Annotated in this window: 13 protein-coding genes; 7 read left to right on the plus strand and 6 right to left on the minus strand. The window is 62.3% G+C overall.

Annotation, left to right across the window (positions count from 1 at the left end; genetic code table 11):
- The coding region (locus Q0602_RS06095; protein WP_298840334.1) for a winged helix-turn-helix transcriptional regulator at positions 1-758 on the minus strand (758 nt) is incomplete at its 3' end.
- Between the two features lie 376 nt (positions 759-1134).
- Between Q0602_RS06095 and Q0602_RS06100 the strand changes: the two genes are divergently transcribed.
- A complete protein-coding gene (locus tag Q0602_RS06100) occupies positions 1135-1617 on the plus strand; it encodes a hypothetical protein (protein WP_160661139.1) in 483 nt (160 codons plus the stop codon).
- Here Q0602_RS06100 and Q0602_RS06105 read toward each other — a convergent pair.
- Positions 1593-2159: a hypothetical protein gene (locus Q0602_RS06105; protein WP_160661140.1), complete on the minus strand. Its 567-nt coding sequence runs from the start codon at positions 2157-2159 to the stop codon at positions 1593-1595. The two genes, Q0602_RS06100 and Q0602_RS06105, sit on opposite strands and share 25 nt — an antisense overlap.
- Positions 2160-2786: 627 nt before the next feature.
- Between Q0602_RS06105 and Q0602_RS25335 the strand changes: the two genes are divergently transcribed.
- Together Q0602_RS25335 and Q0602_RS06110 are read left to right on the plus strand one after the other, a co-directional pair.
- A complete protein-coding gene (locus Q0602_RS25335) occupies positions 2787-3077 on the plus strand; it encodes an excalibur calcium-binding domain-containing protein (RefSeq protein WP_237452774.1) in 291 nt (96 codons plus the stop codon).
- Positions 3074-3802 carry a hypothetical protein gene (locus tag Q0602_RS06110; protein WP_298840347.1) on the plus strand — a complete coding sequence of 243 codons (729 nt, stop codon included), beginning with the start codon at positions 3074-3076 and terminating at the stop codon, positions 3800-3802. Before Q0602_RS25335 ends, Q0602_RS06110 begins: the two co-directional genes overlap by 4 nt.
- A gap of 184 nt (positions 3803-3986) precedes the next feature.
- On the opposite strand, the gene Q0602_RS06115 is transcribed toward Q0602_RS06110, so the two are convergent.
- Genes Q0602_RS06115 through Q0602_RS06125 form a run of 3 tightly spaced genes read right to left on the minus strand, consistent with a single transcriptional unit; the run spans position 3987 to position 6540 of the window.
- The gene (locus tag Q0602_RS06115) at positions 3987-4595 is read right to left on the minus strand and encodes a hypothetical protein (RefSeq protein WP_160661143.1); all 609 of its coding nucleotides are present in this window, start codon (positions 4593-4595) and stop codon (positions 3987-3989) included.
- The gene (locus Q0602_RS06120; protein ID WP_298840351.1) at positions 4592-5791 is read right to left on the minus strand and encodes a M48 family metallopeptidase; all 1200 of its coding nucleotides are present in this window, start codon (positions 5789-5791) and stop codon (positions 4592-4594) included. Before Q0602_RS06120 ends, Q0602_RS06115 begins: the two co-directional genes overlap by 4 nt.
- Before the next feature lie 2 nt (positions 5792-5793).
- Positions 5794-6540, minus strand: a complete 747-nt coding sequence (locus Q0602_RS06125; RefSeq protein WP_160661145.1) for a hypothetical protein — start codon at positions 6538-6540, stop codon at positions 5794-5796.
- Between the two features lie 434 nt (positions 6541-6974).
- Here Q0602_RS06125 and Q0602_RS06130 point away from each other — a divergent pair, with 434 nt between their 5' ends.
- Positions 6975-9455 carry an N-6 DNA methylase gene (locus tag Q0602_RS06130; RefSeq protein WP_160661146.1) on the plus strand — a complete coding sequence of 827 codons (2481 nt, stop codon included), beginning with the start codon at positions 6975-6977 and terminating at the stop codon, positions 9453-9455.
- A gap of 3 nt (positions 9456-9458) precedes the next feature.
- A complete protein-coding gene (locus Q0602_RS06135; RefSeq protein ID WP_298840362.1) occupies positions 9459-10205 on the plus strand; it encodes a hypothetical protein in 747 nt (248 codons plus the stop codon).
- A 345-nt stretch (positions 10206-10550) separates the two neighbouring features.
- On the opposite strand, the gene Q0602_RS06140 is transcribed toward Q0602_RS06135, so the two are convergent.
- Complete coding sequence (locus Q0602_RS06140; RefSeq protein ID WP_185884325.1) at positions 10551-10826, minus strand: helix-turn-helix transcriptional regulator; 276 nt, start codon at positions 10824-10826, stop codon at positions 10551-10553.
- A 138-nt stretch (positions 10827-10964) separates the two neighbouring features.
- Here Q0602_RS06140 and Q0602_RS06145 point away from each other — a divergent pair, with 138 nt between their 5' ends.
- Both Q0602_RS06145 and Q0602_RS06150 read left to right on the plus strand, forming a co-directional pair.
- Entirely contained in the window at positions 10965-11342 is a 378-nt protein-coding gene (locus tag Q0602_RS06145; protein WP_160661149.1) for a hypothetical protein, read from the plus strand.
- Positions 11335-12207 carry a 3'-5' exonuclease gene (locus Q0602_RS06150; protein ID WP_160661150.1) on the plus strand — a complete coding sequence of 291 codons (873 nt, stop codon included), beginning with the start codon at positions 11335-11337 and terminating at the stop codon, positions 12205-12207. The genes Q0602_RS06145 and Q0602_RS06150 overlap by 8 nt, the downstream gene beginning before the upstream one ends.
- Positions 12208-12356 lie beyond the last annotated feature (149 nt).

The following is a 12356-nucleotide window of genomic DNA, read 5'->3' on the forward strand; positions in this document are numbered from 1 at the left end:
TCCAGCGCATCGGCATTGGCGCGGCCCCAGTCGTACAGTAGCTGGACGGGCTCTACGAAGCGCCGGCCCAAGGAAGTCAGCCGGTACTCGACCGCAGGGGGTACCACCCTTTCGACATGGCGGCTGATCAGGCCGAGCCGTTCCATCTCGCGCAGGGTCTGTACCAGCATCTTCTTGGAGATACCGGGAATGCTGCGTTGGAGCACATCGGTGTCGCCCACGCCGATAGCCGTGGGGATCGTGATCCGCGCGAGCAGATCCCGACTGTCCCCTCTTCCGAGTATGGCGCGCTGCTGACGAATGAAGGCGTCACGACCCACTCGTGCGGCCATTGCCTTCACCTGATCCCCGACCGGGCCGTGGACATGGGTCTGGTGGATCAGCTGCGGAAGCAACCGGTCCGTGACACCCAGGAACCGCCCGGCTTCCAGCGCGACGATGGCATCGGCACGCTCTCTCCTGCGCGCAGCGCTGTCCTCCCGGGCGCTCGTATCGAGCAGGGCGAGCCGGGTGACGCGTTCGGGCGCCTGGCGTAGCATCTCGAAGGCGACGTAGCCCCCCATCGAAAGCGCGACCAGCGCGAAGGTCTCTGGCGCGGCTGCGAGAGCGCGGTCCGCCATCGCGGCGACGGTGTCGTCCAGCGTCAGATCGGCGATCGCGGGCGCTGCGATATCCCGCAAGTCCTCGATCTGCGCGCGCCACAGGCTCGCATCGCACAGGAGCGCCGGCAGGAAGAGGACGCTGGTCAGGCGCGTCATCTCCCGGGATGGACCCGAGAACCTTCGTCCGGTCGGGTGGACGATATGGCGATTTTCGCAACGGACTGGTTCATGCAGGCTTCCCTTTCGCCAAGCGTGACTTTTCTTCGAGGCGTTCATCATTCTCATTTTCCGAGGACGTACCGGTTCTTCGCACACTAGGGTTGCGACGCATGATGCCCACGAGATGCGCAGGACGGTCCCGTCTGCGGCATACGCGCATATTATAGCCATTGCGCGAACCGCCAGGCGCGAGAGCGATCTCCTGCATCCCTTTTATGATCGACGAAACCCGACCAGGGGGCCGAATGGATGATTTGGGCTCGCGGGCAGGCGCTCAACGTTTCGTGAACCCGTCGTAGGCTAGGAGACGGCCATGACGAAAGACACCGATTCTCCGGAAGAGCTCGCGAACCGTCCGACCGCGATCGCGGGGCGACCGACCTTCTCGGGTGCAGCCCGCCTGGTCTATTTCTGCGACGCCGGCTGTCGCCCCAACCCCGGACCGCATCTTCCGGTCGTATGGGACGGACAGGTCTTCCTGGATGCACCACGTGTCGAAGGGACCAACCACCGAGCCTCCTACCACTCCGTCAAGGTCGCACTCGACGATGCGGCACGTCACGGTGCGACGCACGTCGAAGTCCAGCTGACTTCACGTCTGGTCTTTCTTCAGCTGAGCACGGGAGGATATTGCCGGGACATCGACCTGAAGAACCTGCGCGACTTGATCTTCACCTTGGCAGATCGGGTCAGTCCGATACGAATCGTTTTGGTGACGGAGCCTTTCCTGCTGGGCAGCCGGGTGTTCCCGTCCCGAAGAGAGTTGCGTGATCACGTCGAGGCCATTCCAATATAGGCTGATCGTGACTTCCGCACGGACGTGCGCCGCTCCTCGACCATGCGTATCGTCGCCTGGACGCGCGCGGGAAAGGATCCGTCGTTGATCTCTCGTGGCTCAACGACCAGTCCGAGTTCCAAGGTTCCCGGATCTCGGATCGGCAGGGTGAAGCTTTCCAGCCAGCGCCCCGGGCCCATGCTCGTCGTATCCGGATCGCTGGTGAACACGAGCGCCGTGCGGACCAGCCTTTTGAGATCCAGGCACCCCATTCTGCCGTCGATGAGCCGCCCGCCTGGCTTCGGATCGCCGAGCAGGAGCTCGCCGTTCGGGCCCGACCCGATAACTTCGTAGATCGTATAGCGTGCGTGACGGAAGCCTTCGGGGACGCTCACCCCTCGTAACAGACCCATGGTTTCATCATCGTTCTCCGCGTCTCCCAGACCTTTCAGTTTCCACGCGAATTCCTGCAATGTCCTGTCGTCGTGTTCGATGGCGGTGTGCCTAGCTTGCTGGACGAGCTCGTCCATCACCGACGCCAGATTTTCTCCTATGCTCTTCATGCTTTTCCCTTCTCTGCGGTTATTCGCGACCCATCGTCGTTTCGATCGCCTCCGTGAGGAAGGACCCGACCACCGGTGCCACGGAAGTTGATCGGTCCGGTGCTTCTCGTAGAAGGAGCCGGTGACGCTGCTCGTTTCCATGGCCCTCCTCATCGTTCCCGCCGGCGAGGAATTCGCGTGTACGCCCGAGGCGGTCTGGGACGGCGACGGACCGGTATGGTGTGCCGAAGGCCCACGCATCCGGTTGGCCGGCATCGCCGCGCGCGAACTGGATGGGAGCTGTTCGACCGGTCATCCCTGCCCCGACGCGGATCCGATCGCCGCACGCGATGCCTTGGCCGGATTGCTCGGTCGCACCCTTGGTTGGGGCCGCCACGGCCACGTGCTGGTGGAAGGCCCGACCATGCGCTGCGTGTCCACAGGATCGGCGGGACGTGACCGGACGGGCGCATGGTGCGTATCGCCCAGGGCCGGGGACGTCTCCTGCGCGATGGTCAGAGGCGGCTGGGCGTCGCGATGGGATCGATATTGGAAGGAGCACCGATGCCGTTGAAGGAACGAGAGGGCCGTTCGGAAGACCGCGATGACCTCTTCATGAGACTGGAGTTCGTGGTCATCGTCCTGATGATGGTCGGATCACTCCTGTCGGTGGTGGTTTCGTTCATCTGGCCCTCGGCCGCCATCGCACATCCTGGGGGGCTCGCAGCGGACGGTTGTCATAACGATCGCAAGAACGGGGGGCGCCATTGTCATCGGACACCGCCGACTCAGAGCCGCGACCGACAGTCGGCTCGAACTGATGTCTATTATGCGAATTGCGCGGCAGCTCGGGCAGCGGGTAAAGCTCCCGTCAGGAGCGGCGACCCGGGATACGCCCGACACCTCGACCGCGATGGGGATGGGATCGGTTGCGAATGATGAATGACGGACGGGACCCGCCCGAAGACGATCTTGGCGAAGACGAGCATGATGCCTTGGCAGCCACCGGCCGTGCCATCTCCGGTCTCGTCCCGATGTTCGGCGGGGTCATCGGCGAACTCATCACGAAGATCATTCCAGATCAACGAACGGAGCGGATCGTCCGCTATGTCCGCGATCTCAATACGCGTCTTGAAGCTCTCGAGGCGGATCTTGATGCAATTCTCGCAGAGCCGGAGAACATCGATCTGATCGAAGAGGGCGGTTTCCAGGCCGCACGGGCGATGAGTTGGGAAAGGGTCGACAAGATAGCCACGATGGTGGCCAATGGTCTTCGATCGAAAGATGCCGATCTCGTTCGCCGCAAGAGACTCACGAGACTGCTCGGACAGTTGGATGACGATGAGCTCGTGCTGCTCAACGCCTACGGTCAGTCCTACGGCGGAGATCTCGGGATCTGGCAGATGGTCAATCGGCCGGACCCGGCGGATCTACAGTCGAGCCGGAGCGAGATCGACGCGGAGAAGCTCTATGAGGCGGGCCGCGAACATCTCCTGCGTCTGGGCCTGCTATGCAAGAACTACCGGACACCGCCTCGGGGGCAGGCGCCGACCTTCGATACCCGGAAGGGCGATTACGAGCATTCTGTCGAGATTTCCTATCTTGGGCGGCTGCTCCTGCGCCACCTCGACATGGCTTCGCCTGTAGATGCCCGAGATCAATGATCGTCATCCTCACTTGCCTCACGCCGGCATGATCCGCCCCTTACGAACGATGCCCCATTCGCGATCGGACGCTACGTCTGCGACCGGTTCAGCTCCGACGCGCTGACCTTCCCGGTGCGCGAGCGTCAGCGTCCACTGGCGCAATCTCCTTCCGCTCCCGGTCCGCGTCGCCTGGCGGCATTGCTCAACGCAGGGTAGCGGTGTCGGCCAGCGCCCGGAAATCCCCGACCGTGCGATCGAAATAGTGGAGGCGGGGTGCATCGAAGGTCAGCATGAAGAGCCGTCCCTCGATGATCGCGGCCCTGGCCTCGCCCTTTCTCGTCAGCTGGTCGAGATCGGTGTATTCGTAGGTGAAGTGCACGCCTTCCGATCCGAGGAACTGGCCGGGCTCGACCGAGAAGATCTGGAAAGCAGCGAGATCCTTGTAGGTGCGATAGGTCCCTTCAAGGAGTTCCGGCACTTCGATCAGCAGCGTGGACGAGGTGAACTTGGGCAGTGGATCGTGCTTCTTGTTCCGCTCCTTCACTAGCGGATCGCCGGCCTCGATGCCTCCGAAGAAGGTGACGTCGTTGAGCTGTTCGCCATCTAGCGTCCAGGTTTCGGTCCGCTTGCCGATCTTTCCGTTCAGGCGGTTCCAGTCCCGCGAGGGAGTGACCACCACGTCGGAATCCGCGACGTCGACCGTATTACCCTTCTCCCGGAGCTTGTGGGCGTCGGCAGGCGCGGCGGCCAGCGCGAGAACGGGTGCAGCTAGGCCCGCGATCGCCCAGGAACGTAAGAAACGAGAACTCATTGAAAAGGCTCCTTGGGCAGCATCATGCCGATCATCTTCGCATCGTCGGCATTTGGTGCGAGTTCGAGATAGCGGGCGAGTTCCCGCTGGGCCCGCGTCCGCTCTCCGGTCTTGAACAGCGAGAGACCGAGACCGCGATGTGCGGCCGCGAGACTGTCATCGAGAGCGATGGCGTTCGAATAGAACTCGACCGCGTTGACGAGGTCACGCTGATTGCCTCGGGTGCGATAGAGCTCGCCTCGCGCGTGCCACAGCTGGGCGGTCCAACCGTCCTTGGCGAGATTGTCGATGATGTATTCGCTACCGCCGAAATCGTTCAGCTTGATCTGGTCCTCCAGGAAGACCGGGAGCCACGCCGACAGCGCTTCCTGATAGCGCTCGGCACCATAATCTCGACCAGCCCCTTCAGGAGCTGCGAGAGCGGCGAGGTAGGTAGCGCGCTCGCTCGTTGGCGGATGCGACGCGGTGAAGGCGATCGCGTTGAACTTCGGCTTCTTCAGGCCTCGCGCGACCGCCGACGCCTCCATCTCGCCCATGAGGTTCTGCCAGACGTTCGATGCGGCCTGAGGAGCGAGCGTGCTCCGGTTGAGGTAGCCCAGACCGAGCAGGTCCGCTTCGCGCTCGTGGTCGCGGCCGTAGCGGTACAGGTTTCCGTATACCGAGATCTCGAGTGACTCATATGTGCGGCGAGCGTCGTAGCTCGGCGACATGCTCGCCAGCAGCACGCCCCAGGCGAGCAGGTCGGTTCCGTTCCGAGCCGCCTTGAAGCGGTTGAGACCGTGACGGCTCTCGAAATGGCCGAACTCGTGACCGAGCACCGCTGCCAGTTCCGCCTCGTTGCGCATCCGCAGGAGGAGGCCGCTGAAGACGCGCATGGTGCCGTTGTGCGACATGGTCGCGTTGAAGGTCGGTTCCCGCATCACATAGATCCGCGCGGTGCCGCAGCGATCGTCTCCGACTGCGCGGCAGAGGACCTCCTTGAGATAGCCGCTCAGCTTCTCGTCCTGGATGACGAGTGGGGAGGCGGCGAGCCGACGCTCGCTCTCGTCGTCCTCGCGCCACAGGCCGATCTCGTCGACACCTTGCGGCTGGTAGTAGCCTTCGAAGGGCGGAGGGAGCGGGGCAGGTTCGGCGGCGACTGATGCGGTCGATGCGCCTGCGAGCAATCCCGCCGCGAGTATGGATGAGCGGATCACGCTCATTCCTTCCCGATGTCGCTGCCGGGGAATTCCTCCAGAAGCTGCCTGACCCGCTTCTGGGATCCTTCCGCTTCGCGCACGTCTCCGCCCATCGCGCCATCGGCGTTGAGCCAAAGGAGGTCCCCCGTCCTCAGATCGACGAGACCGGCATAGCCAAGGTGTTCGCCGGATTTCACCGCGATCCCTGGCCCTAGCAGGGCGACTGCCTGGAGGATCTTGCGGCCCGTCGAACCGTAGGCATCCTTGTTGAAGATGAAGAGGCCGTAGTCGGCACTTTCTGCTCCTGGTAGGTCGGCCACTCCGTCGCCGAGCGACCAGTCGAAGACGTCCGCCTTGTTGTCCTTCTTCTTGGTCGGCAGTCGGTTGCCGACGAAGAATTGGTACTCGATGACCGCTTGCGACACGGCGGCGAACAGGGCCATGTGCTCCTCAACGGCTCGGGCGTCTTCCCCGAAGGCTTCCGGCGCTTCGACGACCTCGTTGCCTAGCCGCGCCTGGAGTTCTTCGAGCGCCACCTGGATGTTGCTCTTGGCCTGCTCGGTCCAGTCCGCGTTCGGCTCGAACATCCCGCCCGTGGATTGGGAGCCAACGCTCACAGCGGGCCGGAAGACGAGGATCCGTTTCCCGCTGTTAGCTTCGAGTTCGAAACCCTGTTTCACCGCGGATCGCTCTTGAGCGTGTGCCGGCGAAGCGAAGGACATCAGGATCGCAATCGCGGCGGCGATCGACCAGAATATGATTTTCATCTTGCCCCCCTTGCAGACCACTCCCGTAGCCCGCCCCTAGCGGATACCAATATATTGACCGAATTAGATTTCATAGCTCAAAGTTGGGAAAGGTTGTCTCCGCTGTGGCGCAGACCAACGCGAGCATACGCCGTCGCTCATCCTTGAGGCATCTTAATGTGTAGGCTTCGCCGCAGATCCGCTGAAGCTCGATCTGCCAGTTGACGGTGGTCACAGAGAACCAACGCTCCCCGGAGCCGCAGGACCCCTTAGTGGTGCGTGCGAAGGTATCGCGTGAGTCTCGCAATTTGCCCTCCGCGCTTCGCCGCGCACTCAGATGTTCCCGACCGGTCACCGGACAGGATGCCGGCATGACGCGACAGACTTGACTCGTGGGGCATCGTGCTTGCGAGTTACTGCTTGTAGTCGATTCGTTCCGCTGATATCGGCGTTGTATGGCAACGGGAATTCACAGCACCGGAGCGATCGACGACGTCAAGGTCGCCGATCGGTGGGCCTGTGATCTCGGGCTGGCTCCCGTGCCGCTATTCAGCGACGAGATCGAAGGGGATGGAAGCCACCAAGTCCTGCTTGATGGGGGGCTTGGCAGCTTCGCGATCTCCCTCACGCGCGAGGAACTGTGGCGGGACCGTCGCGCCGCCGAATGGGCTTGGTCGAGCGGTGTGCCTCACCATGTCACGGTTACCCCCGATCGTGTTGCGGTCACGCGCTGGGACGCCAAGACACCCGAGCTGTTCTCCTTGTCCAGCGTGCATGACCGACTTGACGCGTTCTACAAGTATCTCGTCGCCGATCGGGTTCGATCTAACAAGCGCGTCACCGAGGAACTGGTCGAGCTTTTCAGGAAGACACGTTCAGCGGTAGCCGCTGCAGAGATGCCCGATGCAGAAAGCGTCAATGTCTTCCTGGCCCTGCTCGCTGAAGGCATGGAGATCGGCGGGCGCAAGCACTTACCGGGGATTGGCCGCGAACTTCTGGACGCGCTGCCTGGCACCAGCCGCGAGATGCTGGTCGCGGAGGCGGCCGGACAGGCGCGCAGGAGCGACTTGTTGGGCCTTCAACCGGATCTCGCGATCCGCCATGCTGGCAGCGAGATATTCCAGGAAGCCCATTTCGCCTTGGGCCAAACGTCGATGCCTGACCTGCTTGGCTGGATCGGCCCCGCTACGGCGAAACGGGAGACTCGCGGAACTGCCCACTTCACTCCCCCGCCATTGGCCCGCACGATCGCAGAGCGTGCTCTGTCCGAACTCGGCGATATTCGTTCGCGGCGGGAGCTGACCGTGATGGATCCAGCCTGCGGTTCGGGCTCGTTCCTCTACGAGGCCATCCGCACCATCCGCAGGATGGGTTTCCAGGGCAAGCTCAGTGTGATCGGGCGCGACATCTCGGAACCCGCCGTGTCGATGGCTCGCTTCGTTCTAGCACTCGCTGCTTCCGATTGGTCACCAGACGGCGGGCTTCGTATCGATCTGGCCGTGGCTGACTCCCTTCGGGCTGACTTGCCCCGATGCGACGTCCTGCTCATGAACCCGCCGTTCCTTTCCTGGAACGCCATGCCGGCTGCAGAGCGAGAACTCACTCGCGAGTTGATGGGAGGGCTTTTGCAGGGCCGTGCGGACCTCAGTATGGTGTTCGTGCTTCGGGCACTTTCAGCACTCATGCCCGGAGGTGTGCTTGGTGCTCTACTGCCCGCAAGCTTGCTGACACTTCTGGCGGCGGAGAAGTGGCGCGCAAGTCTGATCGAGCGAACGGATGTGCGCATGCTGGCCTTTCTCGGTGACTACGGATTGTTCCGCCATGCAACGGTGCAGGTCGCGGGCCTCGTGCTGCGGAGCGGGAAGGCCGATTCCGAGACGCCAGCACTCGCCATGATCGCGGGAGACACAGCACAGTCAACAGGAGACGCGTTCCGGGCGGTGCGCCGCGGCGTCGCTCCGGTCGACGACCGGCGAGGTCGCTGGCACGTGTATCCCATCCCTTCCAATGCTTTCTTAGGAACGACCTGGCGCCTCGTGCCGCCGGCGGCCGCAGAGGCGCTGCACCGCTTGCAGAAGCTTGGCGCGACGCGCCGGATAGGGGAGTTGTTTGACGTCCGGCAGGGGATCAGGACAGGTCGGAACGGCGTGTTCCTCGTATCTGCGGTCGAACACTCGAAGCTGCCGCCCGCCGAGCGGACTTGGTTCAGGCCTGCGATGACGAGCGACAATCTCATCGACGGAAAGTTGACGCCGGATAAGTGGCTCTTCTACCCGAATGACGGGGATCGTAAGCGGATTGTTGATGAAGAGGATCTCAGGAGCAAGGTGCCGGAGTTCCACGCCACGTACCTCGCACCCTATCGGGCGGAACTAGCGGCCAGATCGAGTATCGTGCGGGCCGGCCGGGAGGACTGGTGGGGGCTTTCCGAGCGACGGAGCTGGAGCGCGAGCGACGCTCCGCGCATCGTCTCGAAATATTTCGGGGCGCCCGGAAGCTTCGCTCTGGATCCCAAGGGCTTCTACGCGGTCGTTCAAGGCTATGCGTGGTTCCCGCGAACCGAAGCGACCGATGCCGACAGCGTGAGCATTGACGATGAAGGAGCGTACGATCTGGATGCGACGTCCGCGACCACGATCCTGCCAGAGTTGCTTCCCGCGTTTGCAGCACTGTTCAATTCCGAGCCCTTCCACACTGTTCTGCGCTTGTTTTCGTCGTATGTCGGAGGAGGGCAATATGACCTCAGCCCGCGTTTCGTGAACCAGGTCCCGGTCCCTGATCTCGTTTCGGCAGCGCGCGATGAACGGGTCGGGGCGAGGTTGAATCAGCTTACTCGCCTCGGAACGCACATGGCGCCCCAGGATTCGGAATGGCGGGCACAGGTCAGTTCCGTTGTCCGAAGCCTCTACGGCGAGGCGCTCTTCGAGGATCTCTGACCGGTGAGGCCGTTCAGGATCAAGGTCGATGATCTGGAGGCTCATCGCCTCGCGACTCAGACAGCGCTTTCCAAGGCGAGCCTTTCGAAGGGTGTCACCCTAGAGCGCGAAGACCAGGGAGGAATTGTTGCTTTCGGTGTCGCCCGAAGCGCTGGCGCCGAACGGACATCTAGAAATAGGGGCGCTGACGTGTTCGTCGTGCCGATCAAGGATCTCGGTGGTAGTCTGTTTGCCTGGCTGGGCTATCGCGAGGAATGGTTGTTGGAAAAAGCCGGCAAGACCAAGGTATTCTTATTTCGGTCCTCAGGCGCGACCATCCACTTCGGATATGAGGGGGTAGAACCCAAGCCGCAGATGTTTCGCGCCGAGTGGGCCGGTCTCGTCAAGGCGGATAAGGGCTGGGATTATCAGGCGGGAGACGCCGGCCATCCGCACTGGCAGTTTGACGCGCTGGAGAGCCTTGCAGCGGAGGGCGCAGCCGACGAGGCAGCGCTGATGGCCAATCTGATACGTGCGGAACAGACCGAGCCAACGGTGCGGGAATTCGGTTCGGCGGTATCGAACATACCTGAAGTGACGACCGTAGTGTCCTCACGAGCGATTGCGGCGGTGCATTTCGCTAGCGCCGCCCCCTGGTGGCGGACCAGCCCCGGTGATGCCCATGCTCACCATCCTGAGAACGTCCAACAGATCAGCAGGTGGCTGTCGCGCACGCTGTCTTACATCGACGATCAACTGGCCCGCGTCTAGCTCCTGGGCGAAGTGTCCAGGACATCTGGTCTTTCACCGTCGGCCACCTAGGATTGCGTGACTGGTCACTCCTGTCCAGTCCGCTTCCATTCCATCCGAATGCATCGTAAATGTTCCTGTCCGATTTGACTGAATCGGACCTATGCTCACCCTTCAAGTCGCCGCCTGAATTCACCATGCGTCCCGGTGTGGTCTTCCCAATCGATCTGCTCCTAAAATCACGAGTAGGGTGCAGGAGCTCACACACCATTGTCAGGTCTACGACCGAACCCAGCATCTGCAGAGGGCCCTTTCTTTCGCAATGCTCCTCCGTTTTTCTTTAGTCGCAGTAGAGGGAAAATCGCCTCAGTCGGGTGCCGAGCGCAGGAAATCAGATAAGGACCGCAATGCGTCCAGTTCGGCTCGGTAGGTTACACTTCGACCGCTTTTGCTGGAACGGACGAGGCCGGCATTGCGCAGGATCGACAGGTGGACCGATGCATTGTTCGGCATCGTGTCCGTCTGCTCGGCCACGTCGGTCGAGGTTATGCCATTCGGAGCGCTGGCTATCGCGAGGAATATCTCCAGCCTGGTCGGCTGGGCAAGGGCACTGAGCTTCGCGACGACATCCATCTTTTCCATTCTCCTGCAGATAGCGTCAGCCATCCCGACCGACAAGTTAATTCGATGCTTCAATAGCTATTGAAGTATTGAATCGATGTGCTATGTTGCTCGTGCGAGGCGCCGGTAGGTCCGGCGCGGAACGTGAGGAGCGGTGCCATGAGCGATACCGCGGATTACGACTTCGACCCTCATTTCGAGCAGGACCCGGTGAACTGGGCGCTCGATCCGCTTGAGGACGAAAGTGGCGGCATATTGGCTGTTCACCGCGTCGCGCTCGTCCGGATCGCATGCGTGGCTGCAGAGACCGGCGCCCGAATGCAGCGGGACGGCTTGGCGGAGGATCCGGTAGGCTGGATGGTCTCGCCGCTCGAGCTTTTCGAAGGCCGCGCGCCGATCGAAGCCTGCATGGAGCGCAGCGCCTGCTCGAAGGCGATCCTCCTTCACGGCCTGGGTCTTGGCCTCGACGCCGATCCGGCCGTGATGGATCGACTGCTCTTCGACCATTCGGCATCCTTGGAGAGCGGACATGGTTGAACCGGCGCAGTCCAATATACGCCAATTGCGCCGTGTCGACCTTCGTGTCGGCGAGACCGGCTTCGGCGATCCGGACGACCCTCAGCGCGTGGCTGCCGTCCTCGACGTGGAGACGACCGGGCTGGATCTCGAGAACGATAGGGTCATCGAACTAGCGGTGCGACGTTTCAGGTATGATCCCGGTGGGCACATCACTGAGATTGGTCGGGCGTGGTGCTGGCGCGAGGATCCTGGCGTTCCGCTGCCCGAAGATGTGATTCGGATCACCGGCATAACGGACCAAGATCTCGTCGGGCGTCGGATCGACGACAGGGTGGCGACCGATATCATCTCATCCGCCGATCTTGTCATAGCCCACAACGCCGCGTTCGACCGCCCCATGGTGGAGAAGCGCCTCACCGACTTGCCGACCAAGCAGTGGGCTTGCTCATGCGTGGAGATCGACTGGGCGGCGGCTGGCTTCGAAGGTCGGTCGCTCGGCTGGCTGTGCGCGCAGGCAGGATGGTTTTATGATGCCCATCGAGCGCAGGGGGATGTCGACGCACTCATCCAGCTTCTGCGCCACGAGCGGACCGATGGTCGCCCGCTGCTTTACGAGCTCGATGGCAGCTCTTCATGCGAAAGTTTCCTCGTTGAAGCCGTCGGCTCGGCGTTCTCGACCAAGGATGCTTTGCGGATGCGTGGCTACCGTTGGGATTCGAAGGCACAGGTCTGGTGGCGTGAGGTCATGCAATTCCGTCTTCTCGAGGAGCAGGCGTGGTTGGCCAGCGAGGTCTACGCGAGCGGAAGGGGAGCACGAGCTCTGGGCCCACGGCTCACAAGACGAGATGCATACAGCCGCTATCGCCTCGATAGTCGGGATTGATCGATGCCCGGAAAAACCAGCTTAGGAGAACCGAACATGGCGAGGAAGCCGGCCCGGAGAAATGCCGCCAGCAAGCAGGTCGCGAAAGCGACGCTGCCGGACGGCCTGATGAACGCCGCACCGGTTCCCTACCCGGTGGCGGATACTAG

The organism is uncultured Salinicola sp., from assembly GCF_937921195.1.
GTDB lineage: Bacteria > Pseudomonadota > Gammaproteobacteria > Pseudomonadales > Halomonadaceae > Salinicola.

Coding starts and splice junctions, on each gene's coding strand:
- Q0602_RS06100 (WP_160661139.1), top strand. CDS start 1,135: ATGACGAAAGACACCGATTCTCCGGAAGAGCTCGCGAACCGTCCGACC.
- Q0602_RS06105 (WP_160661140.1), bottom strand. CDS start 2,159: ATGAAGAGCATAGGAGAAAATCTGGCGTCGGTGATGGACGAGCTCGTC.
- Q0602_RS25335 (WP_237452774.1), top strand. CDS start 2,787: ATGGTCGGATCACTCCTGTCGGTGGTGGTTTCGTTCATCTGGCCCTCG.
- Q0602_RS06110 (WP_298840347.1), top strand. CDS start 3,074: ATGATGAATGACGGACGGGACCCGCCCGAAGACGATCTTGGCGAAGAC.
- Q0602_RS06115 (WP_160661143.1), bottom strand. CDS start 4,595: ATGAGTTCTCGTTTCTTACGTTCCTGGGCGATCGCGGGCCTAGCTGCA.
- Q0602_RS06125 (WP_160661145.1), bottom strand. CDS start 6,540: ATGAAAATCATATTCTGGTCGATCGCCGCCGCGATTGCGATCCTGATG.
- Q0602_RS06130 (WP_160661146.1), top strand. CDS start 6,975: ATGGCAACGGGAATTCACAGCACCGGAGCGATCGACGACGTCAAGGTC.
- Q0602_RS06140 (WP_185884325.1), bottom strand. CDS start 10,826: ATGGAAAAGATGGATGTCGTCGCGAAGCTCAGTGCCCTTGCCCAGCCG.
- Q0602_RS06145 (WP_160661149.1), top strand. CDS start 10,965: ATGAGCGATACCGCGGATTACGACTTCGACCCTCATTTCGAGCAGGAC.
- Q0602_RS06150 (WP_160661150.1), top strand. CDS start 11,335: ATGGTTGAACCGGCGCAGTCCAATATACGCCAATTGCGCCGTGTCGAC.